This window comes from Sorangium sp. So ce834 (assembly GCF_051521425.1).
In the GTDB taxonomy this organism is placed as follows: Bacteria; Myxococcota_A; Polyangia; order Polyangiales; family Polyangiaceae; genus Sorangium; species Sorangium cellulosum_D.
This window is the reverse complement of sequence record NZ_CP150351.1, coordinates 13,236,918-13,261,558: the sequence shown is the minus strand read 5'-3', so window position 1 is coordinate 13,261,558 and position 24,641 is coordinate 13,236,918. Positions and strand designations below refer to the sequence as shown.

The 24,641-nt window shown below is 72.1% G+C and carries 13 protein-coding genes and 1 pseudogene; 5 read left to right on the top strand and 9 right to left on the bottom strand.

The features are described 5' to 3' along the window. Window positions 1–46: 46 nt before the first annotated feature. Window positions 47–1,537: a serine/threonine-protein kinase gene (locus tag WMF20_RS48490; protein ID WP_437608717.1), complete on the bottom strand. Its 1,491-nt coding sequence runs from the start codon at window positions 1,535–1,537 to the stop codon at window positions 47–49. Window positions 1,538–1,697: 160 nt separating this feature from the next. On the opposite strand from WMF20_RS48490, the gene WMF20_RS48485 reads away from it, so the two are divergent. The 3 genes from WMF20_RS48485 to WMF20_RS48475 all read left to right on the top strand — a co-directional run bounded on the left by WMF20_RS48485 (window position 1,698) and on the right by WMF20_RS48475 (window position 8,538). Then, a complete protein-coding gene (locus WMF20_RS48485; protein ID WP_437608715.1) occupies window positions 1,698–2,552 on the top strand; it encodes a hypothetical protein in 855 nt (284 codons plus the stop codon). A gap of 127 nt (window positions 2,553–2,679) precedes the next feature. After that, window positions 2,680–6,834 (top strand): serine/threonine-protein kinase, encoded by a 4,155-nt coding sequence (locus tag WMF20_RS48480; RefSeq protein ID WP_437608713.1) that lies wholly within the window; start codon window positions 2,680–2,682, stop codon window positions 6,832–6,834. Between the two features lie 894 nt (window positions 6,835–7,728). Next, window positions 7,729–8,538: a sugar phosphate nucleotidyltransferase gene (locus tag WMF20_RS48475; protein WP_129582060.1), complete on the top strand. Its 810-nt coding sequence runs from the start codon at window positions 7,729–7,731 to the stop codon at window positions 8,536–8,538. Between the two features lie 4 nt (window positions 8,539–8,542). Here WMF20_RS48475 and WMF20_RS48470 read toward each other — a convergent pair whose 3' ends face one another. The 5 genes and pseudogenes from WMF20_RS48470 to aceB all read right to left on the bottom strand — a co-directional run bounded on the left by WMF20_RS48470 (window position 8,543) and on the right by aceB (window position 19,122). Continuing rightward, window positions 8,543–12,484: a protein kinase domain-containing protein gene (locus WMF20_RS48470; protein WP_437608711.1), complete on the bottom strand. Its 3,942-nt coding sequence runs from the start codon at window positions 12,482–12,484 to the stop codon at window positions 8,543–8,545. A 582-nt stretch (window positions 12,485–13,066) separates the two neighbouring features. Then, window positions 13,067–13,156, bottom strand: a pseudogene (locus WMF20_RS48465) (pentapeptide repeat-containing protein); the annotation flags it as partial. A 377-nt stretch (window positions 13,157–13,533) separates the two neighbouring features. Then, the gene (locus tag WMF20_RS48460) at window positions 13,534–15,888 is read right to left on the bottom strand and encodes a glutamine--tRNA ligase/YqeY domain fusion protein (RefSeq protein WP_437608709.1); all 2,355 of its coding nucleotides are present in this window, start codon (window positions 15,886–15,888) and stop codon (window positions 13,534–13,536) included. 237 nt (window positions 15,889–16,125) lie between these two features. Beyond that, window positions 16,126–17,424 (bottom strand): isocitrate lyase, encoded by a 1,299-nt coding sequence (gene aceA, locus WMF20_RS48455; RefSeq protein ID WP_437608707.1) that lies wholly within the window; start codon window positions 17,422–17,424, stop codon window positions 16,126–16,128. Window positions 17,425–17,499: 75 nt separating this feature from the next. Next, complete coding sequence (aceB, locus tag WMF20_RS48450; protein ID WP_437608705.1) at window positions 17,500–19,122, bottom strand: malate synthase A; 1,623 nt, start codon at window positions 19,120–19,122, stop codon at window positions 17,500–17,502. A gap of 212 nt (window positions 19,123–19,334) precedes the next feature. Between aceB and WMF20_RS48445 the strand changes: the two genes are divergently transcribed. Further along, on the top strand, window positions 19,335–20,765 hold the full coding sequence (locus WMF20_RS48445; protein WP_437608703.1) for a helix-turn-helix domain-containing protein: 1,431 nt from the start codon (window positions 19,335–19,337) through the stop codon (window positions 20,763–20,765). A 9-nt stretch (window positions 20,766–20,774) separates the two neighbouring features. Here the strand turns inward: WMF20_RS48445 and WMF20_RS48440 are convergent, their stop codons facing one another. From WMF20_RS48440 to WMF20_RS48430, 3 genes are read right to left on the bottom strand one after another with little or no spacing between them, the layout of a single operon-like run. After that, window positions 20,775–21,146 (bottom strand): response regulator, encoded by a 372-nt coding sequence (locus tag WMF20_RS48440; protein ID WP_129580605.1) that lies wholly within the window; start codon window positions 21,144–21,146, stop codon window positions 20,775–20,777. After that, on the bottom strand, window positions 21,143–21,838 hold the full coding sequence (locus WMF20_RS48435) for a histidine kinase (RefSeq protein ID WP_129580604.1): 696 nt from the start codon (window positions 21,836–21,838) through the stop codon (window positions 21,143–21,145). The genes WMF20_RS48440 and WMF20_RS48435 overlap by 4 nt, the downstream gene beginning before the upstream one ends. A 32-nt stretch (window positions 21,839–21,870) precedes the next feature. After that, window positions 21,871–23,304, bottom strand: a complete 1,434-nt coding sequence (locus WMF20_RS48430; RefSeq protein ID WP_020741839.1) for a sigma-54-dependent transcriptional regulator — start codon at window positions 23,302–23,304, stop codon at window positions 21,871–21,873. 828 nt (window positions 23,305–24,132) lie between these two features. On the opposite strand from WMF20_RS48430, the gene WMF20_RS48425 reads away from it, so the two are divergent. Further along, the gene (locus WMF20_RS48425) at window positions 24,133–24,609 is read left to right on the top strand and encodes a hypothetical protein (protein ID WP_437608700.1); all 477 of its coding nucleotides are present in this window, start codon (window positions 24,133–24,135) and stop codon (window positions 24,607–24,609) included. The last annotated feature ends 32 nt before the right edge of the window (window positions 24,610–24,641 follow it).

Below are 24,641 nucleotides of genomic sequence, written 5' to 3'. Positions count from 1 at the left end.
CGCGGCGCGGCGGGCAGCGGGCGGCGAGGGCCGCGCGCCCGGCGCCTCAGATCGCGCGGCTGCGCAAGGTCGGCGCCGGCGAGGAGCACTGCGCCGAGGGCTCTCCGATCAGCGCGAGGCGGCCCGGCCCCGCGGAGAGCTCGAGTCCGTCGACTCCGCGGATCGCCTCCTCGGTCGCGCAGAGCCCGTGCACCGGCTCGGCGGGCGCCCACGCGCCGACCCGCGCCAGGTCGCCGCCGATGATCTCCGGGTGGGGCATCCAGCGCACCACGACCCGCCCGGCGTGCAGGCACAGGTTCGGGTGCACGCGCGCGTCCGGGCGGCTCCTCTGCGCGATCTCCTCGTGCAGCGCGGCGGCGATCGCGATCACCGCCGCGCGCTCCCGCAGCGCCTCGCCGGCGTCGCAGGAGAGCAAGCGCGCGGCGAGGATCTCGCCGCCGGTCACCGACACCAGCGTGAGCCCGGCGTCGCGGAGGCGCTCCTCCGCGAGGTCCAGCACGAGGCCGAGCTCCTCGGCGAGCGCGTCGTCGAGATCGTCGGCGTCGGTGCGCAGCCGCAGGTCGAGGTACACCGCGATCGCGTCCGCCTCGAGCTCCGGCGTGCTGCTCCGCCCCGACGTCGGCTCGCCCACGGCCTCGCGGAGCGCGCAGAGGAAGCTCTTCACCGACGGGTAGCGGTGCTCCGGCTGCTTCTCCAGGCAGCGCAGGACGATCGCGTCGAGCGCGGGCGGCAGCGGGGTCCGCCGGCTCGGGCGCGGCGGCGGCTCCTCCAGGTGCTGCCGGAGCAGCTCGGCCGCGTCCGGCGAGTAGAACGGGAGCTTGCCCGTGAGGAGCCGGTGGAGCAGGACGCCGAGCGCGTACACGTCGACGCGCGCGTCGAGGGGGCCGCCGAGGATCTGCTCGGGCGCCATGATCGTGAGCGTGCCGGGCGCCCTCCCCGCCGTGGTGAAGCCGCTCGCCCCCTCCTCGGGCTCCATCAGCTTGGCGATCCCGAAATCGAGGAGCTTGACCGCGCGCGGCGCGCCCCGCGAGACGAAGATGTTGCTGCCCTTCACGTCGCGGTGAATGATGCCGGCGGCGTGCGCCGCGTCGAGCGCCGAACAGACCGGCTCGAGCAGCTCGAGCGCCTGCTCCGGCGAGAGCCTCCCCTCCTGCCGGAGGAGCACGTCGAGCGTGAGCCCGTCGAGGTGCTCCATCACGTAAAACGGCCGGCCGTCCGGGAGCTCGCCGGCGTCATGAATGTCGACGATGCCAGGGTGGTTGAGCAGCCTCACCACCTCGATCTCGCGCAGGAAGCGCTTCACCATCTTCGGCGAGGCGGCGAGCGTCCCGTGCAGCACCTTCATCGCCACACGCGCGCCCGTCTGGAGATGTCTCGCCTCGTACACAGCGCCACATCCGCCCCGGGCGATGGGCGCCACAACACTGTAATTGCCCGCGCGCGCGCCGCACGGGAGCTCTCCTCGGGAGAACGACCTCTCCTCCAGGGAAAACGCCCTCGTCTCGTTATCGCGCGTCGCCAACCCATCCAATGTCATAACCCCCCCGATACGACTAAGGGCTCACCCGAGCGACGTTTTTACCAGCACGTGACGATCGTGTTGTCGCTACACGTCGCTTCGCCTGGTGGTACAGTAAATCCATCGTTGTCCCGACGGTAGCCTATTCCATCTGCTGGCGGAACGGGGGAGGGAACTGATGAAGGGGCGAATTCACGCGCGGCACCTGCGCACGCTTTCGTTGGTCGCATTGCTGCCCTGCTGCGGTGGCGGCGACGGATTTCCGGTGGAGTCGGGGTCGGTCGAGGCAGCCCCAAGTGCGCTCCGCAATCACAACGCCCTCAACCCCAACGCCCTCAACCCCAACGCCCTCAACCCCAACGCCCTCAACCCCAACGCGCTCGCCCCGAACAGACTCGAGGGGAGCAGCCTCGCGGCGACCGCCTTCTCCGCGATCACCGATCCAGGGGAGCTCGGCGCGCTGTCCAGGCAGCTCCTTCAATACATTGTCAGCTGCGCGCTCAGCCCGTCGCAGTCGCTCCGCTTCTCGTGGCGCGACGAGCTCGACGAGCCGCACGACGAGGTCTACTGGGGGCACCTCGGGCTCGCCCCGGGCTGGAGCGACGAGCCGCTGAGCGCCTCCCGGAGGCATTGGGTCTCGGCCTGCGTGGCGTCGCGCGCAAACCGGGCTGGCGTCTCGGTGATGATCTCGTCGCGCGGGACGCATCAGGCCCTCAGGTACCCGGACCGGAGCGAGGTGGCGTCCTTTCCGAGGGAGGAGGGCGCGTTCTGGGGCGATTTGTTCGCGAGCACCCCCCGCCTCTATGCCTGCTACAACGCGTCCAACGCCGAGAGCTCGCGCGACCACAGCAGGGACTGCGCTACGGGGCTCCCCGACCCCGAGGGCGGCGTCCGGGAATGCCCGAACATTCACATCGTGGGCTCATGCGATCTCGTGTGCGGCCCGCTCCACGCCGCCAGCGGCTATCGCCCGAGCTGCACCAACGATCGAGGCGAGTCGTCGTCCGCGGTGATTACGACGTTCCTGCCCTGAGGCCCCCATGTCGCCCGATGTTCGTCGAGACGGACGCGGCGCCCACGCCGGTGGGCTCGCCGCGCGGTGCAGGGAATGCGGCAGGCGGGTCGCGCGCGCGGACCCCGGCTGCCCGCAGCACGGCCCGGTGCTGCGGCAAGCCGGTCCGGAGCCCGGCGCCCCGAGCGGCGCGGACGACGCCAGCACCGGCTGGCCCCGCGAGGCGCCGCCGCCCAGCATCGCGGGCTACCGCAACGTCCGCCTCGCCGGCGCGGGCGGGTTCGGGGCCGTGTTCGCGGCCGAGCCGGAGGGCGGCGGCCCGACCGTGGCGATCAAGGTCGCGCACGGAGCCCGGCCCGACGCGGGCGTCCGCCTCGTCGAGGAGATGCGGGCCCTCCACGACATCGGCCCGCCCCACGTGCCCGCCGTCCACGCGTGCGGCCAGCTCCCCTCCGGGCTGCCGTACTTCGTCATGGACTACCTCGACGGCCCGACGCTCGCCGACCGCATGGTCGCCTCCGGCGTCGCCGGCCCGGTGCCGGCGCGCGCGGCGTGCTCCCTCGTCCGCGCCGCGGTCCGGGCCCTGGAGGCGGTGCACGCGCGCGGCTACGTGCACCGCGACATCAAGCCCGAGAACCTCTTCATCCAGCCCGGCGCGCCCCTATCCGCGGCCGCCCGGGACGGCGCGCACCGCGCCACCATCATCGATCTCGGCCTCGCGGCGGGGCACCGCGACCCGTCGCTCCGCATCACCGCAGAGAGCGAGGCGCCCGGCACCGCCGAGTACATGGCGCCCGAGCAGTGCGACGGCCACGGCGACATCGACGTGCGCGCGGACGTGTATGCCCTCGGCGTCGTGCTGTTCGAGCTCCTCACCGGCAAACCGCCGTTCTGGGGACCTCCCGCCCTGGTGCGGCAGGATCACCTGAGCCGCCGCCCCCCGAGGCCCTCCTCGATCGCGCCGATCTCGGGGTCGCTCGAGGAGATCGTGCTCCGGTGCCTCGCCAAGGACAGGAATCAGCGCTTCGAGACCGCCGCGGCGCTCGGCGCCGCCCTGGAGAGCTTCGAGCGCGCCCAGGAGCGCCGCCCGTCGCGCCTCCGGCGCCTCACCACGGAGCCGCCGCCGCCGAGCGCCCGCCGCGTCGAGCGGCGCGCGGTCGCGCTCCTCTTCTTCGAGGCCGAGCTCGACGTCGTCGCCCTCCAGCGGAGGCTCGGCGCGCTCGGCGGCGAGCTCGCGCACGCCGCCGGCAACCGCTTCGTCGCCGTCTTCGACCACGCCGACGGCGCGAGCCCGCTGCGCCGCGCGATGCGCGCCGGCCGAGAGCTCGAGCAGCAGCGCGTCCTCGCCCGCGGGCTGCTCGACCTCGCGTCCGTGTCCGTCCAGCCGCGGCCCGACGGCTCGCGGCGCTTCCTGAGCCCGCTCTTCCACCGGGAGGATCGCTTCGCGCCGGACCGCCCCCCGGGGCTCACCCTGTCGCCGGCCGCCGTGGAGGCGCTGGGCGACGGCGCCTCGCAGCCCCCGGGCGACTCGCTCCCCCCGCCCGGGCCGGCGTCCGTTCAGCCCGGGCCGACCTCCGCCCGGCCCGACGCCGACACCGCGTTCGACACCGGCTCGCAGCCGCTCTTCGGCCGGAACGAGGTCCTCGACGCGCTCGTCGCGGGCGCGCGCGACGCCGCGGCGAACGCGAGGCCCACCATCGCCAGCGTCATCGGCGTGGCCGGCCACGGCAAGAGCCGCCTCGCGGGCGCCCTCGTGCAGCGGCTGCGCGAGATCGACGGCCGCGCCGAGGTGATCGAGCTCCGCACCGGCGAGCCGGTGGCCGGCGGGGCCGACCGCGTCGTCCGGGAGATCCTCCAGCAGGCGCTCGCGCTGCCGTCGTCCCCGCCCGCCGACGGCGGCAGCGAGCTCCTCCGGCGCCGCCTCGGCGCCGCGCAGGAGCGGCTCGGGGCCGCCGTGGCGCTCGCGCTCGGCTGGATCAGCGACGACGCGCTCGCCGAGGAGCGCTACCCGGAGCTCCGCGCGCTCTCCGCGGCGCCGGGCGCGCTCCGCGCCGCGCTCACCGTGGCGGCCGGCGAGGCGCTCCGCCGGCGATCGCGGAGGACGCCGCTCTTCGTGGTGCTCGACGACGCGCACGCGGCGGACGACGCGGCGCTCGCCGCGCTCGAGTACGCGGCGCTCGCCGAGGCGCAGGCGCCGCTCTTCATCTGCGCCTTCGGCCGGCCGAGCTTCGAGAGCGCGCGCCCCGACTGGGGCGAGCGCGCCGCGCGCCGCGAGACCTACCGCCTCGAGGCGCTCGACCGCGAGAGCGCGATCGCCCTCTGCCGGCGGCTGCTCCTGCCCGCCGAGGACGTGCCCGAGCCCGCGCTCGCGCACCTCGTCGAGCGGGCGCAGGGCGTCCCGCTCCTGCTCATCGAGCTCGTGCGCGGCCTCAAGCGCGAGGGCATCGTGCGTCGGCACCCGCGGGGCGACGCGTGGTACCTCGCGACGGACGAGCTCGATCGCCTGCCGGACATGCCGCTCCTCGACTGGCTCGCGCTCGGCGAGATCGACGCGCTCCCGCCGGCGCTGCAGGCGCACGCGCGGCTCATCGCGCTCCTCGGCCCCGACGTCGCCGTCGCCGAGGTGGCCGGCGTGCTGAAGCGGCTCGACGAGCATGGCGAGGCGGACGACCTCCCGCTCGACGCCGAGGTGGCCGTGAAGCGCCTGCTCGCCGCGGGCCTGCTCGTCCAGGATCGCCGAGGCCGCATCGGCTTCCGCCACGCGCTGGTCCGCGAGGCGGTGGCCCGCGGCGCGCCCGAGGCGCTCCGCCGGCGCGTCCACCTCGCGGCCTTCAAGCTGCACCGCGACGCCGCCGACGAAGAGGAGGGCGAGCGCGACGCGCCCCACCTCAAGGACGCGCGCCTGCTCCCGTTCGCGTACCACGCGGCCCAGGCGGGCCTCGGCGAGGTCGCCGAGGCCGCCTACCTCACCCTGGCCGAGCGCGCGCGCGCCCGGCACGCCTACCTCGACGCGGAGTCGTTCTACAGCCGCGCGCTGGAGCAGCCGATCGAGCCGACGGCCCCGAGCGGCGGCGCTCCACGGGGCCACGCGCCCGGCGCGCCCGCCCGCGCGCGGCCCGACCGCGCGGCCGCGCACCGGGGCCGCGGCCTCATGCGCTACCGACTCGGCCGCTACCACGACGCGCTCGCCGATTTCGCCAGCGCGCGGACCATCGCGCGCGCGCGGGGCGACGTCCCGGCGCAGATCGACATCCTCCTCGACGAGGCCACGGCGCTCGACTGGATGGACGAGTTCAAGAGCTCCGAGGAGCGCGTCGAGGAGGCGCGCGCGCTCGCCGAGGGGCTCGCGCTGTCGCCGGCGCTCGCCGCGCGCCTCGCGCTCGGCGTCGGGCGCTCGCTCCACCGCTTCAGCCGGGAGGAGGAGGCGGCCGCCGCGCTTGAGCGGGCGGCGGCCGACTCCGCCTCGCTCGGGGCGGACGGCTACGAGACGCGGGTCATCTCGCTGCTCATGCTCGGCTTCGTCCTCCAGGGGCTCGGCCGGCTCGACGACGCCGAGGAGGCGCTCGGCCAGGCGATCGCGCTCTGCGAGGCGCACCACGACACGCTGCACCTCGGCTCGGTGACGAACAACCGCGCGCTCCTCTGGGCGTGCCGCGGCGACAAGGCCCGGATGATCGCCGACCTCGAGCGGGTGCTCTCGCTCGCGCGCGAGCTCGGCCAGAGCGGGCTCGAGCGGATCGGCGAGTACAACCTCGGCGAGTACCTCTACCTCATGGACGACCTCGCGGCGGCGAAGCCGCACATCGAGCGCGCGCTCGAGATCGAGCAGCACCGCTTCTGCGGGATGTGCCGGCCGGTCGCCCTGCTCCTCAAGACGCGCTTCCTCTTCTATTGCGGCGAGCAGGCCGAGGCCCGCGCGCTGTTCGAGCGGATGCGCGAGATGCAGGAGCAGGCGCGCGCGGAGGGGCGCGCCGACGCGCTGATGGTCCCCTCGGAGGAGGTGCTCTGCGCGATGATCGACCTGGCGACGCGGGACGGGGGCGACGCCGCGTGGGACGCGCTCGTGGACCGCTCGGCGCAGAGCTCGGTCGGCCAGGAGCACATCGAGGTGCTCGAGATCCGCGCGGTCACCGCGCTGCGCCGCGGCCGGCTCGCCGCCGCGCGCAGCGCGCTCTCGGCCGCGCTCCTGGCCGCCGAGCGCATCCCGAACGTGATGGCCGACCGGCTGCGCCGCCACGCCGCCGCCATCGGCGAGCGCGAAGCCGCAGAGCTCGCCTCGGATCGGCCGCCGTCGCCCGCGTGAGCGCACCTCGGCAGGCGATGTATTCCATGCAACCACCCGCGCGGGGTCGTCGCCTGCCGTCGTGACAGAAACCTGACGCGGATCGTCACACCACCGCTCGCTACGTCCATGCCTGATACCCCGCTCGGGGGTTCGCTGTAGAGACTGCCATTTTTCCTGTCCGGGATCGCGCGTTGTGAGAGCGTCAATCCCGAGGCGATTGCCACTCGCTCGGGGGAGCGCGCGCGGCGCGAGACCCGCGCCGGCTTGACAGGGATGGATCTCGATCGGCTTGACATGTCATGAGTCCATCACGAATCGACAGCCGCGATCCGGTCTCAGCTTGACAAATAGGGTCTCGCGCTCGACTTGATCTCGAGGTCCGCAGGTACGATGTTGGAACTCCGATTCACACGCGCCGCGCAGCGGCGTCCGCCATCCATTCACGCGGCGCCGCAGAGGCCGCGCGAACGAGCGGCGCCTCCGTGGCGCAACGATCGCGCAACCATTTGAATTGGTTACACAAAATGCCACAAGCGAGCGTCGTTCGCGCTCACCGGAGCGAGCCTTGAAAATGGTCGACCTGGAGCTCGGTATACGCTGGTTCCAAGGCAGTGAGCTCGCCTCGTCGCCGCGGGGTCTCGCGCTCGCGCTCACCGTGGAGCGCCGCCGCGCCGCCCCCGCGCAGCACAACGCATGTCACGCCGCTCACCGCGCCCCGCGCGGCAATCCCGGACATGAACGTGATTTCCTCGACATGGACTACATCGCTTCATTGAAGCGAGCGCGCCGCGATCTCGAGCGCGGCGCGCCTGTGATCTCGCGCTGCGCCGCCCCTCACCGCCGCTCCCCCGCGCGGCGCGGCGGACCGGCCTCGACGGGGGTGCGCGCGTGAGAGGAGGACGACAGGCCACCGTGTGGGGGCTCATCCCGGCCGCCGGCCCGGAGCGCCGGATTCAGCCGCTCGCCTTCTCGAGAGAGCTCCTCCCGATGGGCAGCCGCCTCGAGCAGGGCGCCGAGCAGCCCCGCGCGGCGAGCGAGCACCTCGTCGAGCGCATGCTGCTCGCCGGCGCGACCCGGATCTGCTTCGTCGTCTCGCCGGGCAGGTCGGAGCTCCTCGAGTACTACGGCGCCGCCATCGGGCAAGCGAGCCTGTCGTACGTCGTCCAGCCGCGCCCGGCTGGCCTCTGCGACGCGGTCTTCCGCGCGCTCCCGCTCATCGCGCCCGACGATCTCGTGTTCGTCGGCCTCCCGGACGCGATCTGGTTCCCCGAAGACGGGCTGTCCGCGCTCCGGGCGCGGGCGCTCTCGTTCCTCCTCTTCCCGTTCGACCGCCCGGGGCGCTTCGACGTCGTCGTCACGGACGGCGGTGGGCGCGTCGTCGAGATCCAGGCGAGGCGCCGCGACGCCGCGTCGCGCTGGATCTGGGGCGCCTTCAAGCTGACCGGCGCCGTGCTCCAAGAGCTCCACGAGCTCTGGTGCGAGCGGAGCCGGCGCGACGAGCACATCGGGCCCCTCGTCAACGAGTACATCGCCCGCGGGGGCGTGGCGCTCGGCGTCCCCGCCGGGCACGCGTACGTCGAGGTCGGGACCGTCGACGGCTACCGCGAGGCCCTCCGCCTCCTGAGCTCCCGGACGAGCCCGCAGGCGGACGGGGACGGCGAGCGGCGCGAGCCCGCCGGCGCGCCCGCCGAGCTGCGCGCGGCCGGGGGCGAGGCCCCCTGACCCGTCACACGGCGAGCGCCAGCGTCCTCGCGTTGTCGGGCACGCACGTCAAGAAGCGCTCGCGGAAGCTCGGATCGCTGATCTTCTCCGCGCGGCTGAGCAGGTGCTCGCGCGCGGCGGCGAGCGCCGCCGCCGCCTCCCGCTCGGCCCCGGCGGCGGCCAGCGCCTCGGCGTAGGCGAGCCGCACCAGCGACTCGCCCTCCTCCAGCGAGCCCACCTCCTCGAGCTGCGCGAACGCCTCGCGCGCGGCCGGCAGCGCCTCGTCCTCCCGGCCCTGCGCGAGCAGCGCGCGCGAGAGCACCGCGACCGCGGCGGCGCGCAGCGGCGGCACCACCGTCAGCGCCTCGACCGCGGCGCGCGCCTCGCGCTCGGCGCCCGCCGGGTCGCCCGAGAGCAGCAGGATCTTCGCGAGGTACGTCAGCGTCACGCCCTCCATCCGCCGGTCGCCCTGCTGCTGGAACGCCGCGGCCGCGCGCTGCTCGAGGAGCTTCGCCTCCTCCAGCTGCCCGAGGTGGGCGATGACGTAGCCGAGGTTCTGGAGCGCCGCCGTCTCCAGGTCGTCGAGGCCCATGCGCTGCGCCGCCGCGAGCGCCGTGCGGAGCGCCGACTCGGCCACCTCGAAGTCGCCGAGCTCGCCGTACAAAAAGCCCAGGTTCTCGCGCACCGTGCAGGCGTTCCGGCGATCGCCGGCCTGCTCGAACGCCGCGAGCGCCGCCGTGAGCCCGCTCAGCGCCGCCCCGATGTCGCCCTTCGTCTGCGCCCGGAACGCGCGCGCCTGCTGGTAGAGCCCCGCCGCCTGCGGCTCGAGCCCGGCGGGCTCGCTCGCGACCGCGTCGAGCATCTGGATCAGCCGATCGGCCGCCGCGTAACGGCCGCCGAAGACCAGGTACGTCGCGCCCTCGCACAGGCACATGATCCGGGCGCTCGTCGCGCCCGCCGCCTCGGCCACCCGCGTCGTCCAGGCCTCGACCCGATCGAAGTGGCCGAGCTTCCCCTCCGCGACGATCACCTGCCCGATGGCGCGGAACCACGCCGAGCTGCCGACCCGGACGAGGCTCGCCGCCTCGGTGCCGCGCTGCACGGCGAGCGCCGTCTCCTGCTGCCACAGGCTGATCTCGGCCTCCACGAGCCGCAGCCGCCCGAGCTCCTCGTCGGCCGCCCCGCACCGCACGCCCATCTCGGCGCGCGCGAGCGCGTTCGCGAGATCGTTCGCCTCCAGCGCCTGCTCCGCGGCCCGCCGGTACCACTTCACCGCGCGCGCCGGCTCGCCGCCGAGCCGGAAGTGCTCCGCCATCGCCATCGCGTCGGTGTGCCCGCTCCGCTCGAGCCACTCGCCGGCCAGCTTGTGGCCGAGGGCGCGGTCCGACTCGGTCAGCATCGCGTACGCGGCCTCGCGCACGATCGCGTGGCGGAAGACGTAGTCGGTCGGGATGAGCCACCCCGGCGTCTGGGCCGGCGCGATGAGCTCGCGCGCCGCCAGCGCGTCGAGCCACGTCTCGGTCTCCTTCACGCGCGAGGCGCCGCCGAGCAGCGCCGCCACCGCGAGCTTCGAGAACCGATCGCCGAAGATGCTCGCCGCCCGCAGCACCCGCTTCGCCTCGTGCCCCTCGGCGTCGAGCCGCGCCTCGACCGTGCCCAGCACCGAGTCGGGCAGCACGTCCCCCTTGCCGTCCGCGACCGCGCGGATGAGCTCCTCCAGGTAGAACGGGTTGCCGTCGGCCCGCTCCACGACCCGGGCCACGATCTCGGCGGGCGTGTCCTCGCCGAGCGCGCTGCGCACCATCCGCTCGCTCGCCTTGGCGGGCAGCGGCCCGAGCTTGATCGTCTGCACCTCGCGATCGGTCCACAGGCCGGGGAACTGCTTGCTGACCTCGGGTCGGGCCAGCGCGAGCAGCGTGAGCGGCAGATCCCGGAGGTTCCGCAGCGTCTGGTCGATGAGGCGCACGGTCGCCGGGTCGCCCCACTGCAGGTCCTCGAGCACGAGCAGCACCGGCTGCGCCGCGCACTCGGCGGCGAGCCAGTCCTCCCAGGCCGCGCGCGTCGCGTCGGCCATCAGCATCGCGTTCTCGCGCGCCGCGCGCAGCCCGCTCGTCTCGCCGTCGGGGAACGGCGTCCGCGTGAGCTCGCCCAGGAACGCCGCGATCCGGTTCAGCGCGTCGCCGCTCAGGTGGCGCCCGAGCCGCCGCTTCAGCTTGCGCCGCCGGGCCTCCACCGGCTCGCCCTCGCGCATCCCCGCCGACTTGCGGATCGCGTCGGCGATGAGGCCGAACGGCGACCCCGCGGCCACCGACTCGGCCCGGCCGGCGAGGATCTCCACCGTCCCGAACTGGCGCCGCACCCGGGTGAGGAACTCCAGGCGGAGCCGCGACTTGCCGGCGCCGGCCGGGCCGATCACCAGGACCGCGCTCGCCAGCGACTCGCTCACGCAGCCGGAGAACACGCCCTCCAGCATGGACAGCTCGCGGCTGCGGCCGACCCAGACGCTCGGCTTGCCGAGCAGGACGGGGGTGCTCTCGTCGGCCGCCGTCTCGCTCGCGAGGAACGGCCCCTTCTCGTCCGTGTCGATCTTGAGCCGGCCACCGACGACGCTGGCGGTCACGTCGTCGAGCCGGACGACGCCGCCCTGCGCCGCCCGCAGGGCGCGCACCCCCCGATCGATCACGTCGCCCTCGATGAGCGTCGCCGACGACACCCCGCGCCCCGTCGCGACGGCGAGCGGGATGCCCGGGAACCGCGCGCGCAGGGCGAGCGCGCACCGCGCCGCCCGCTCCGCCCGGTCCACGGCGCTCCCGGCGCCGGCGAGGATCGCGATGAGCGACCCGCGCGAGATCTCGGTGATGTGCGCGCCGTACGGCTCCACCGCGGCGCGCACCTCCGAGCGAGGCACCGCGGAGCCGGGGCCCTCGCTCGAGATCTCCTGCAGCACGCTCGAGACGTCCGAGGCGCTCGGGACGCCGCCGGCCGCCGCCACGCTCATCTCGACGTCGTCCGGCTCGCCGGCGAGCACGAGCGACACGAGCCGCTGCTCGCTGCGCGTGAGGAAGCCCGGGGGCCGCGCCGAGCGCATGGTCGCGTCGCGCGGCGACGCCAGCGTGGCGGGCCGCGGCGTCGCCCAGGCGTCGAGCGCCTCCGCCAGCTGCGCGAGCTGCGCCCCGACCTCGCCGCAGTCGCGCGGCCGCTCCTCGGGGCTCTTCGCCATCATCCGGTCGATGAGCTGCTCCAGCGGCTCCGGCACGTCCGCGCGGACGTCGCGCAGCCGGGGCGTCTGCTGGAACAGGAGCTTGGCGAGCGCGGCCATGACGTGCGCCCCCTCGAAGGCCGGGCGGCCCGCGATGCACTCGTAGAACACGCACGCCAGCGAGAACACGTCCGCGCGCGCGTCGAGGGAGCTCCCGCTCTCGATCTGCTCGGGCGCGATGTACCCGGGCGTCCCGAGGATCCCGCCGGTGTAGGTGAGCCGCCGCGACTCTCCGTCGGGCCGCGCGATCCCGAAGTCGACGAGCTTGAGCTGAGCGACGTCGCCGGCGACGAGGAAGATGTTGCTCGGCTTGACGTCGCGGTGGATGATCCCGCGCGAGTGCGCGAAGGCGAGCGCGTCCGCCGTCCTGCGCAGCACCCCGAGGCTCTCGGCGAGCGAGAGCTGCCGGCGCGCGAGGCACGCCGCCAGGTCCTCGCCCTCCAGCCACTCCATGGCGAGGTAGTGGTCCCCGGCGCCCGTCCGGCCGTGGGCGACGTACCGCACGATCCCGGGGTGGCTCAGCTCGGCGAGGATCTGCGACTCGCGCTCGAAGCGCTCGACGTCGAAGGCCTCGCGGCTGTGCAGGAGCTTGAGGGCGACCAGGCGCGCGTCGAGGCGATCGTGGGCGCGGTAGACCGTCCCCATCCCCCCGGCCGCAACCTGCTGCTCGACGACGAATCGGCTCGCGAGGACGGCCCCGGACTCCACGCTGCTCGATGCTACTCGAGGAAGACGCTCACCGAGGCCTTGTAGCTGTGGGTGCCGAGCGGAAAGATGCGGGTCCCGCACGGGAGCTTGAGGAGGGGCTTCCGGTCGCGGCAGTCCGTGTAGCTGCCGTCGTGCCGCGGACCGTCGCACACGTCCTCACACTTGCCCACGACGTCGACCACGCAGTCGTCGATCGAGGGGCCGCAGACGCGGGGGATCGACCTCTGCCCTGGCGCAAGGCAGGCGAAGCGGCGCTGGTTCTTCAGGAAGACGTTGCCGTAGTAGGTCGCCTCCGGCTCCTCGTACTTGTCGCGCTCGCTCCTCGTGGACGAGAGCGCGTCGTTCTTGCCGCGGAGCGAGATCGGCACGTGCTCGCCCCGGTAGTTCACGCGGGAGAGGAGGCAGGCCGACACCCACTCCTGGCACTTTTCACCACAGGAGCCGCTCCTCCGGCCCCACTCGGGCGCGAGCCCGAGCTCCCCGACGAAGGTGTAGGAGCGGCGGTCGACCTCGACCGTGATCTTCTCGTCCTCGGGCAGAGCGCAGCTCACGATGAAGCTGAGGAGCTCCCGCGACTCGGGGTCACGGAGCGCCTCCCTGGTGAACGGATTGCCCATCAGACCGTTGTAGGTCAGCGCGTTGTAGGTCAGCGCGTTGTAGGTCAGCGCGTTGTAGGTCAGCGCGTTGTAGGTCAGCGCGTTGTAGGTCAGCGCGTTGTAGGCCACGACCTCCTGCTGCACCTCCTCCACCAGCTCATCCTCACCCTCGAGACCATCGAGCTCGGTAGACGCGATACAAGCGGCCTGCGAGGTCGACACCGCCACGCAGACGATGAGAGCGAATTGGCGTGCAGATTCCATAGTCCTATTTCATCTACACCACTCCAGCTCATAAATTCAATTTTTTTATAGACATTTTGCGGGACATGTTTCTCCACACTGCCATGACACGCATCACGTAGTCAGGTGCCGGGCGGGGGACAACGCAGAGCGCAGCACTCCCGCGCACCCTGAGCAGGGGGGAAGCAAAACAGCGCGTGGGTGGGAGAGTTACGCCAGTTTCCTGGTCAGCAGCGCATTGACCAGGTCGGGGTTCGCTTTGCCGCCGGAGGCCTTCATGACCTGACCGACGAAGAACCCGATCAGCTTCGTATTGCCCGCGCGGAAGCGGGAAACCTCGCCGGGATGCCCGGCGATGATCTGGTCGACGATGCGCTCCAGCGCGCCCTCGTCGGCCACCTGCCGGAGCCCTCTCTGCTCGACGATCGCCCTCGGGCTACCGCCCCGCTGCATTATCTCAGCCAGGACATCTTTCGCTATCTTCGTCGAAATCGTCCCATCATCGATCAGCGCGAGGAGCTCGCCGAGCTGCGCACCTGAGAAGGGCAGGTCGCCTGTCTTCCTGTCCCTGAGCTCGCGCGAGATGGAGTGGATGACCCAGTTGGCCGCGCTCCTCGGGTTGTCGTGGACCGCCACCGCCTCCTCGAACAGCCGCAGGAGGCCGTCGTCCTCGGCCAGGACGACGGCGTCGTCGCCGGGAATCCCGCGCGTTTCGATGAGGTTTCTGGCCTTGTCGGCGCGGGCCGGATCGAGCCGCGCGAGCCGCTCCTCCACGGCCCTGCGCTCGCTCTTCGGCCGGGGCGGCGGCGCCTTCGCGGCCGCGCTCTCGGGCGCCGCGGCCGGAGCGGGCTTCTCGCCGGCCAGCTTCGCCCACGAGTCCTTGAGCGCCACCGTGCGGTTGAAGACCGGCGCGCCGGGCGCGGAGTCGACCGGATCCACGAAGAAGAACCCCTGGCGCTCGAACTGGACATGGCTGCCCCGCTCCACGGTGGACAGGCTCGGTTCCACCCGGCATCCGGTCAGGGTGACCAGCGAACCAGGATTCAAGTTCTCCAGAAAATCTCGCCCCTCCTCGACCGCGTCGGGCCGCTCGGCCGCGAAGAGCCGGTCGTAGAGCCGGACCTCCGCGGAGATCGCGTGGGCGGCCGAGACCCAGTGCAGCGTCCCCTTCGGCTTGCGGCCGTGGGGCGCCTCACCGCTGCTCGTGGGGTGATCGTAGGTGCACCGGAGCTCCACCACCTCTCCTGTGGTCGGATCTTTCACCACCTCTCGACAGGTGATGAACCCGGCGTAGCGGAGCCGCACCTGCTGCCCGGGCGCGAGCCGGAACCACTTCTTGGGCGGGTCCTCGAGGAAGTCGTCGCGCTCGATGTAGAGCACCCGCGAGAGGGGGACCTTGCGGGAGCCCTGCTTCGGCACGTCCTCGGGCCAGTAGGGCGCGTCGATCTGCTCCACCTGCCCCTCGGGGTAGTTCTCGAGGACGACGCGGAGCGGGCGCAGCACGGCCATCACCCGCGGGGCGCGGAGGTTCAGGTCGTCGCGAACGCACGACTCGAACTTCGCGATGTCCACCATGCTGTTCGTCTTGGCGACGCCGATCTCCTCGCAGAAGGCGCGGATAGCCTCGGGCGTCACGCCGCGGCGCCGGAGGCCGGCGATGGTGGGCATGCGCGGGTCGTCCCAGCCCTTCACGTGGCCGCCCTTCACGAGCCCGAGCAGCTTGCGCTTGCTCATCACCGTGTAGTTCAGGTTGAGCCGCGCGAACTCGTACTGCCGGGGGCGGGACGGGACGTCCAGGCTCTCGATGATCCAGTCATAGAGCTCCCGGTTGTTCTCGAACTCCAGCGTGCAGATCGAGTGGGTGATCCCCTCGATCGCGTCGGAGAGGCTGTGCGCGAAATCGTACAGCGGGTAGATGCACCAGGCGTCGCCCGTCCGGTAATGGCGCGCGCGCTTGATGCGGTAGATCGGCGGGTCGCGCATCTTCATGTTGGGAGCGGCCATGTCGATCTTGGCCCGGAGCACGTGCGCGCCCTCCGGGAACTCCCCTGCTCGCATGCGCGCGAACAGATCGAGGTTCTCCTGGACGGACCTGTTCCTGTAGGGGCTCTCGCGCCCGGGCTCGGTGACGGTGCCGCGCATCTCGCGGGTCTCCGCCTCGCTCAGGCTGCACACGTACGCCTTGCCCTTCTGGATGAGCTCCACCGCGAACGCGTACAGCCGCTCGAAGTAGTCCGACGCGAAGAAGAGCTTGTCGCCCCAGTCGCCGCCGAGCCAGCGGACGTCCCGCTGGATGGACTCGACGTACTCCAGGTCCTCGGCCGCCGGGTTCGTGTCGTCGAACCGCATGTGGCACGCGCCGCCGAAGTCGGCCGCCAGCCCGAAATTGAGCAGGATCGACTTCGCATGTCCGATGTGCAGATATCCGTTCGGCTCGGGCGGGAACCGGGTCACGACCCGCGTGTGCCTGCCTGCGGCGAGGTCTTCGGCGATGATGTTGCGGATGAAATTGGACGCGGCGCCGCCGCTGTCAGCGTCGCTCGGTCGGGGGCTCTGCGTTGTCACAGCTGTCTTTCACCTCGGCTCGGGCGACGCGGCCGGGCGCAGCCGGGCGCCGCCGCCCGAGCGGAGCCTACTCGAACGGCCCCCCCTGGACCACCGCGGAAGAGGGCGCCGCGCGGCCGCTCCCGCCGCGGGCGCCCGCTTCTCGGGGCGGGCGCGACGCGGCGGGCGGCCCTTCGGCAGCGTGGACGACGCGCGGACGTGCGCGGCGGAGCGGCGCGCGGCCGCCCGCGCGGGCGCTCAGAACTGGGCGGCCTCGGTGGACTCGTGCAGGGCCAGCGTGGACGCCGCGCCGCCCGAGATCACCTGGGCGACCTCGTCGAAGTAGCCCGTCCCGACCTCGCGCTGGTGGCGCGTGGCGCTGTAGCCGAACTGCTCGCCGGCGAACTCGGCCTGCTGGAGCTCGGAGTACGCGGACATGCCGCGGCGCTGGTACTGCCTGGCGAGCTCGAACATGCTGTGGTTCAGCGCGTGGAACCCGGCGAGGGTGACGAACTGGAACTTGTACCCCATGGCGCCGAGCTCGCGCTGGAACCGCGCGATGGTCGCGTCGTCGAGGTGCTTCTTCCAGTTGAACGAGGGAGAGCAGTTGTAGGCGAGCAGCTTGCCCGGGAACTGCTTGTGGATCCCCTCCGCGAAGCGGCGCGCCTGGTCGAGGTCCGGCGTCGAGGTCTCGCACCAGACGAGGTCGGCGTAGGGCGCGTAGGCGAGCCCGCGCGCGATGGCCGCCTCGAGGCCGCCCTTCAGCACGTAGAAGCCCTCGGGCGTGCGCTCGCCGGTGATGAACGGCTTGTCGCGCGGGTCGATGTCCGAGGTGATGAGCTTGGCGCTGTCGGCGTCGGTGCGCGCGACGAGGACGGTCGGCACGCCCATGACGTCGCTGGCGAGGCGGGCGGCGACGAGGGTGCGGATGAACTGGCTGCTCGGGACGAGGACCTTGCCGCCCATGTGCCCGCACTTCTTCTCGGACGCCAGCTGGTCCTCGAAGTGCACGCCCGCGGCGCCGGCCTCGATCATGCCCTTCATGAGCTCGAAGGCGTTCAGCGGCCCTCCGAAGCCGGCCTCGGCGTCGGCCATGATGGGGGCGAGCCAATAGCGCCCCGATTTGCCCTCGGCGGTCTCGATCTGGTCGGCGCGGAGGAGCGCCTGGTTGATGCGCCGCACGAGCGTCGGGACGCTGTTGGCCGGATACAGGCTCTGGTCGGGGTACATCGTCCCGGCCTCGTTGTTGTCCGCCGCCACCTGCCAGCCGCTCAGGTAGATCGCCTTGAGCCCGGCCCGGACCTGCTGCATCGCCTGGTTGCCGGTGAGCGCGCCGAGCGCCGCCACATAGGGCTCGCTGTGCATCAGGTTCCAGAGCCGCTTGGCCCCGAGGGTGGCGAGGGTGTAGTCGATACGGACGGTGCCGCGGAGGCGCGCGACGTCGGCCTCGGAGTACGGGCGCACGATGCCGCTCCATCGGCCGGGGGCGACGTCGCTCGGCGTCGCGTGCAGGGAATCGGCGGAGATCGGCGTATTGAGCGGGAAAGCAGCGGACATGACTGGGCTCCTAATGCGTTGGGGTTGCAGGCGGCAGCTGCCGCTGTGTCGACGTCGAAACAAGGTGGCCGAGGGTCACGCGCCCTGACCTCCGGCGCGCGAGATCAAGAGCTCGTAAGCGGGCAGCGTGAGGAACTCCTCGAAGGTCTCCCCGACGGAGAGCCGCTCGAAGAGCTCTCGCGCGTCGGCGAAGCGGCCGCCGTCGAAGCGCGCCTCGCCGAGCGCGCCGCGCAGCGCGGCCATCTCGCTGTCGACCGCCGCGCGGAAGCGGGCCTCGGTGAGCGGCTGGCCGTCGTCGAGCGTCGCCTTGTGGCGGATCCACTGCCAGACCTGGGTGCGCGAGATCTCCGCGGTGGCCGCGTCCTCCATCAGGTTGTAGAGCGGGACGCAGCCGAGGCCGCTGATCCACGCCTCGAGGTATTGGATGCCGACGCGGATGTTGTGGCGCAGGCCGGCCTCGGTGCGCGGGCCCGGCGGCACGCGCAGGAGGTCGGCCGCCGTCACGCGGACGTCCTCGCGCTTCCGCTCGATCTGGTTCGCCGCGGGCATGTGCGCGTCGAACACCTCGCGGGCGAGCGGCACGAGCCCCGGGTGGGCGACCCAGGTGCCGTCGTGTCCGTCCTTGACCTCGCGCAGCTTGTCGGCGCGCACCTTCTCGAGCGCCGCGCGGTTCGCCTCGGGGTCGCTCTTGATCGGGATCTGCGCCGCCATGCCGCCCATCGCGTGCACGCCGCGGCGGTGGCACGTCTTCACGAGCAGCTGGGTGTACGAGCGCAGGAAGTGCTGCTCCATCGTCACCTGCGAGCGGTCGGGCATCACGCAGGCCGGGTCGTTCCGGAGCTTCTTGATGAAGCTGAAGATGTAGTCCCAACGGCCGCAGTTGAGCCCGGCCGAGTGCTGGCGGAGCTCGTAGAGGATCTCGTCCATCTCGAACGCCGCGGGCAGCGTCTCGATGAGGACGGTGGCCTTGATCGTGCCCACGGGCAGGCCGAGCGCCTCCTGCGCGAAGACGAACACGTCGTTCCAGAGGCGCGCCTCCAGGTGACTCTCCATCTTCGGCAGGTAGAAGTACGGCCCGGTGCCGCGGCGGACGAGCTCACGCGCGTTGTGGAAGAAGAACAGCCCGAAATCGAAGAGCCCGCCCGGCAGCGGTCTTCCGTCGAGCTCGACGTGCTTCTCCCAGAGGTGCCAGCCGCGCGGGCGCACGAACAGCGTCGCGAGCCGGTCGCCGAGGGCGTAGCGCTTGCCCGTGGCCGGGTCCTCGTAACGGAGGTCGCGCCGCGCCGCGAGCCGCAGCGCCGCCTGCCCCTCGATGAGGTTCTTCCACGTCGGCGAGGTGGCGTCCTCGAAGTCCGCCATGAACACGCTCGCGCCGGAGTTCAAGGCATTGATGATCATCTTGGGATCGACGGGCCCGGTGATCTCCACGCGCCGGTCGAGCAGGTCCTCGGGCAGCGGGGCCACGGTCCAGTCCCCCTCGCGCACATCGCGCGTCTCCCGGAGGAAATCGAACCGCTCGCCCGCGTCGAGCCGCGCCTGCACCCCGCGCCGCCGCTCGAGCAGGGCCGGAACCCGGTCAGCGAACTTACGTCCAAGATTCGCGAGGAAGCGAAGGGCCTCTGGCGTGAGGACAGACTGGTCGCCCGCAACGCGAGGAGCGAGCAGGCTCAGGTTCGAGGTCGCATGATTCTGGCTCATCCACATCTCCTGCAACGCTGCGCGTCGTTACAAGCAACCTATGTTTGTCGACGAGGTTTCCACGTCAACTTCGCTTTGAAATGCAGGCGGATAACGATGTCGACAAAAGGCCTTTACAGGCAGTCAACGTGTAAACTATTGTAAATTTCTACGGCGGCGCGCTTCGCCTGCACGTCAGTTCAGTGAGTTCAGCTACGTTCGGGAGGGTCCCCATGGCCGATGCACCTCTACTCGGAGCCAAGGTCCGTGCGCTCCGGCGTCGCGAGCACATGACGCAGGTCGATCTGGCGGAGCGCCTCGGTGTCTCAGCGAGTTATTTGAACTTGATAGAGAACAACCGGCGTCCGTTGACCGCGCCGCTGCTCATCCGGATTGCCCAGATATTCCAGCTAGATCTCCAGAATTTCGCGTCGGAAGAGGATGTCCGGCTTACAGCCGACCTCCACGAGGTGTTCGGCGATCCCATCTTCGAGAGCCACGGGCTCACGAACGCGGATCTGCGCGAGCTCGCCGCGACATCCCCGAACGTGGCGCGCGCGGTGCTCACGCTTTACCGCACGTACGCGACGACCCGCGAATCGCTGGACACGCTGGGAGAGCGGCTGGCGGGGGACGGGTTCGTCGCGGTCGACAACTCTCGCCTGCCGTCCGAGGAGGTGAGCGACCTGATCCAGCGCCGAATGAACCACTTCCCGGAGCTCGAGGAGGGCGCCGAGGCGCTCTGGCGCGACGCGGAGCTCGACGCGGACGACGTCTACCGCGGCCTCGTCCGGTACCTCCACGCGACGCGCGGCATCGAGGTGCGCATCGTGCGCGTCGCGGACGAGCGCCAGGCGATGCGGCGCTACGATCCCGAGAGGCGCGTGCTCAGCATCTCCGAGGTGCTGCCGCCCCGGAGCCGCCGGTTCCAGCTCGCGCACCAGCTCGGGCTCCTCACGCAGTCGGCCGCCATCGACCGCATCCTGCGCGACGAGAACCTCACCACCCCCGAGTCCCGCGCGCTCGCGCGCGTCGCGCTGGCCAACTACTTCGCCGCCGCGATCCTCATGCCGTACCAGCCGTTCTTGGAGGCGGCGCGCGCCGAGCGCTACGACATCGAGCTCCTCGCGCACCGCTTCGGCACGAGCTTCGAGCAGGTGTGCCACCGGCTGACGACGCTGCGCCGCCCCGGCGCCGAGGGCGTGCCGATGCACATGGTCCGCATCGACATCGCGGGCAACATCTCGAAGCGCTTCAGCGGCTCAGGCATCCGCTTCGCGCGGTTCAGCGGCGCCTGCCCTCGCTGGAACGTGCACGCCGCCCTGATGACGCCCGGCATGATCCGGATCCAGCTCTCACAGATGCCCGACGGCGCGGTCTACTTCTGCATCGCGCGCACCGTGCGCAGCGACCGCGGCGGCTACCACGTCCCTCACACGGTGCAGTCGATCGGCATGGGCTGCGACGTCCGCTACGCCCGCGAGCTCGTCTACGCCGACGGGATCGACCTCGACAACATCGGCGCGGCCGTCCCGGTCGGCGTCACGTGCCGGACCTGCGAGCGCCTCGACTGCGCCCAGCGGGCGCTGCCGGCGCTGCAGCACCCGCTGCGCCTCGACGAGAACCGGCGGGGCGTCTCGTTCTACGCGTCCGTCGACAAGTGAGCCGGGCGCTCAGCCCGGGCGCCCGAGCAGCTCGTTGAGCGTCGACACGAGCCGGGCCACGTCGACCGGCTTGACGAGGTGCACGTGCGCCCCGGCCGCCCGGCTCTTCTCGCGGTCGTCGTCGCCGCCGAAGCCGCTCACCACGACGAGCGCGCGCGGCTTGTTCTCGAGCGACGCCACGAGCTCCAGGCCGCTGCCGTCCGGGAGCGACACGTCGGTCACCAGGGCGTCCACCGCGCGCTCGGCGAGCGCCGCGCGCCCCTCCTCGCACGATCGCGCCACGGCCACGCGGAAGCCGCGGCGGCGGAGCGCCATGCCGAGCAGCGACGCGGTGTCGTCATCGTCGTCCAGGACCAGGACCTGCGGCAGCTCCTCGCTCATCGCGCGTCCACCTTACGATCCGCCTCGTTCAGCGGCCACTCCAAGGTGATGCGCGTCTCCGCGCCCACGCGCTCGACCCGCGCCGTGCCGCCGTGCGCCCGGAGCACGCCGTCGATGACGCGGACGGGCAGCGCGCCCTCGTCGAGCGGGTCCGCTTCGGGGGAGAGCGCGGTCTCGAAGAGCTCCTCCACCGAGGGCGTGTCCGCGTCGCTCGTGAGCACCACCCGCGCCTTGTCGCCGTGGGCGGCGAGCTCGACGGCGACCCGCGCGCGGGCGGCGCGCAGGGCGAGCATGAGCGCGTCCGCGAGCGCCGCGGTCATCGACGACGGGTGCGCGAAGCCGCGCAGCGGCGCGAGGTCGAGCGCCACCGTGACCTGGCGCCTGCCGTAGACGAACGACGCCTCCGAGACGGCCTGGCGCACGAGCGGCTCGAGGTCGAGCGACTGCACCGGGGCGTCCACCTGCCGCGACAGCTCCGAGGCGGCGGTGTAGCGGTCGGCGAGGCGCAGGAGGCGGCGCACGCCCCGGCGCGCCATCGTGAAGAACGCCGCGTTCCGAGCGGTCGTCTCGCCGCCGAGGGCGCGCTCGAGCTCGTCGAGGGCGCCGGCCACGACGCCCGCCGGCCCTCGGACGTCGTGCCCCGTGCGCGCGAACAGCTTGTAGACCGACTCGGGGAGCGCCTTTTCCGTCATTCCTTCCGCCTTACCTCGCGCCTCATCTCAGCTCAGCTGAGCGCAGAGCTCGCCGACCCCGGCGAAGAGGCCGCCTTGTCCTTGTCTGGGCCTTCGTCCCCGCCCGAGCCATCCTGCTCCCCGTAGCGCTCCAGCTTGCGGTACAGCGTGCGCCGGTCGAACCCGAGCATCTGGGCGGCGCGCGACTTGTTGCCGCCGACGAGCGCGAGCACGCGCTTGATGTACCGCTTCTCGAGCTCGTCCATCGTCATGATCTCGGCCGGCTCGTCGACGGCGACGACGAAGCGGTCGGGCCGGTAGGCCTGGACCTTCTCGGGCAGATCCTCGACCGTGATCTGCTCGAACCGCGCGAGGGCCACGGCGCGCTCGATGCTGTTCTCGAGCTCGCGCACGTTGCCCGGCCAGTTGTAGGCGGTGAGCTTCTCCGCGGCCGCCGTCGAGAGCGAGAGCACGCCCTTGCCGCTCCTGGACGAGAACTTCTCGAGGAAGTGCATCGCGAGGTGGAGCACGTCGGTCCCGCGCTCGCGCAGGGGCGGCAGGTCGATCTTCACGACGTTGACGCGGTAGTAGAGGTCCTCGCGGAACCGCTTCTCGTACACCTCGGTCTCGAGGTCGCGGTTCGTCGCGGTCACGATGCGCGCGTCGAAGGGGATCTCGGCGTTCGAGCCCACCGGCCGCACCTTCCGCTCCTGGAGCGCGCGGAGCAGCTTCGGCTGGACCTCGAGCGGCATCTCGCCGATCTCGTCGAGGAAGATGGTGCCGCCGCTCGCCTCCAGGAACAGGCCGGTGCGCTGGGTCTTCGCGTCGGTGAAGGCGCCGCGCGCGTGGCCGAAGAGCTCGCTCTCGAGGAGCGCCTGGGGCACCGCGGCGCAGTTGACGGCGACGAAGGGGCCGGGGCGGCCGCTGGCCTCGTGGATCGCCCGCGCGATGAGCTCCTTGCCAGTGCCGGTCTCGCCGTGCACGAGCACCGAGGCGTCGCTGCGCGCGACGCGCCCGATGAGGTCGTAGACGCGCTTCATCGCGGGGCTGCGCCCGACGAGGCCCTTCGTCTGCTGGACGTCGTGAGCCGCCTCACGCAGGCGCTTCACCTCGGACCGGAGGCGCCGGTGCTGGACGGCGCGCGAGACCGTAAGGCCGAGGAGGTTCGAGTCGAGCGGCTTCGTGACGAAGTCGAACGCACCGGCGCGCATCGCGGAGATCGCCGTCTCCATGCTCCCGAGCGCCGTCATGACGATGACGAGCATGTCGGGCCGGGCGCCGAGGATGCGCTCGCACAGCTCGAGCCCGCTCATCTCGCTCATGCCGACGTCGGTCAACACGACGTCGAAGTCGTCCTCGCTCACGAGCTCCAGCGCGCTCTTCGCGGAGGTGCGCGCCGCCACGGAGAACTCCTGCCTCTTAAGGAGGGCTTCGACCAGATCGCACGTCGCTTCGTCGTCATCGACGACGAGTATCCTGCCGCTCATCGCGTGTCCTTCCCCGGCAGCTCACTAGGTCGACCGCTGCCTGCACTTGCAGGGAACGTGCCACGGAGACACCGCGCCATCAAGCCCAGCTCGCTCATCCCCGACATTCTTCAACGTGACGTTTCGCCACAGGTGGGCTTTCCTGCCTCAACCATGCCGTCAGCGGCCCAAGGCGCGGCGCCGGCGCGCCCCTCCTCGGCCGAGGCGCCCCCCGGGATGTGGCCGCGCTCTCGGACGCCATCGCCGGATGGCGTTACCAGCTCCCTGGATTTCCACAGATCGGCAGCACGTCATCCGGGTAATGCATGGCGCGCGCCTCGCGCCTGCGCGGCGGGAGGCGGCGCGGCGAGGGAGGCCGCCGCGAGGCGGCCGCGGCCACGAGAAAAGCGTCTGGTACCGCGTGGATGCAGCGCAGGCCTCGACGGTCCACGCGAGGTCGAGGCGCGCGGACGGCGGGCTCGAGCGCGGCGCGCTGGCGAGCGGCCGGGCATGGCGAGCGGCACGACCGGCGCGGCCTGCCGCGAAGGACCGCAGTCGAGCGATCCCACAACCAGCGTTCGAGGAGAGCAAGGAATTCGCGGTTTGTTGCGATGCGTCTCCGTCCCAGGGTCGAGAGAGCGCGATACGCTCTTCGTTTCTCTCGATCCCTGCGGCAGCCATCGTGGGCCAGTGTTGGCCTGAGCACCTCGATCTGGCTCGATCTGCCGAGTCCGTCCGAGTCGACGGCGAGAGGCGAAATTCCACATCTCCAGATCACATCTGGCGCCCCGGACGTGCTCACTTCCCGGAATACGACGATTCGGCACGAGAGTTGCTTGAATATGACCCATGAAAAAGAGGGGGCGAGAGGGCGAGCGTCGCGAGGAGACCTGCCTGCTGATTGCTGAGCCCGGCGCGCCCTGGACCGAGTGCGCCGCCTGGCTGAGCACCCGGACGCGCGACCTCCACACGGTGATTCAGCTCCCGAGCGAGCACGCTTCGACGTTCCAGTCGCGCTTGCAGGAGAAGCTCCGGCTCCTCGGCGAGGTGAGCACGGCCGTGTTCGTCGCGGGGTCGTCCGCGAACAAGCTCATGGTCCGGTCCTCGCTCGTGCGCGCCGTGCTCGGCGCGCTCCCTGGCGTGAGGCGCGTCGTGCTCTGCCCCGGCTCGGACCCGCAGGCCCCTGCGGCTCGCGAGCTCGCGGGCCTGTCGCTGACGATGCGCGAGCTGATCGGCAGGAGCGGCGCCGTCACCTTCTCGCTCGAGGGCCCGAGGGGCGAGCCGCTGCGCGGCCTCGCGCACCTCTCGGCCCGCGCCGCCGCCTGAGCGGCCCTGGCGCGAGGGCGACAAGATCCCTG

What these genes read in the sequence shown, in the direction of transcription:
- WMF20_RS48490 (WP_437608717.1), bottom strand. Translation starts at nt 1,537, where the DNA reads ATGACATTGGATGGGTTGGCGACGCGCGATAACGAGACGAGGGCGTTT.
- WMF20_RS48485 (WP_437608715.1), top strand. Translation starts at nt 1,698, where the DNA reads ATGAAGGGGCGAATTCACGCGCGGCACCTGCGCACGCTTTCGTTGGTC.
- aceA (WP_437608707.1), bottom strand. Translation starts at nt 17,424, where the DNA reads ATGTCCGCTGCTTTCCCGCTCAATACGCCGATCTCCGCCGATTCCCTG.
- aceB (WP_437608705.1), bottom strand. Translation starts at nt 19,122, where the DNA reads ATGAGCCAGAATCATGCGACCTCGAACCTGAGCCTGCTCGCTCCTCGC.
- WMF20_RS48445 (WP_437608703.1), top strand. Translation starts at nt 19,335, where the DNA reads ATGGCCGATGCACCTCTACTCGGAGCCAAGGTCCGTGCGCTCCGGCGT.
- WMF20_RS48440 (WP_129580605.1), bottom strand. Translation starts at nt 21,146, where the DNA reads ATGAGCGAGGAGCTGCCGCAGGTCCTGGTCCTGGACGACGATGACGAC.
- WMF20_RS48435 (WP_129580604.1), bottom strand. Translation starts at nt 21,838, where the DNA reads ATGACGGAAAAGGCGCTCCCCGAGTCGGTCTACAAGCTGTTCGCGCGC.
- WMF20_RS48430 (WP_020741839.1), bottom strand. Translation starts at nt 23,304, where the DNA reads ATGAGCGGCAGGATACTCGTCGTCGATGACGACGAAGCGACGTGCGAT.
- WMF20_RS48425 (WP_437608700.1), top strand. Translation starts at nt 24,133, where the DNA reads ATGAAAAAGAGGGGGCGAGAGGGCGAGCGTCGCGAGGAGACCTGCCTG.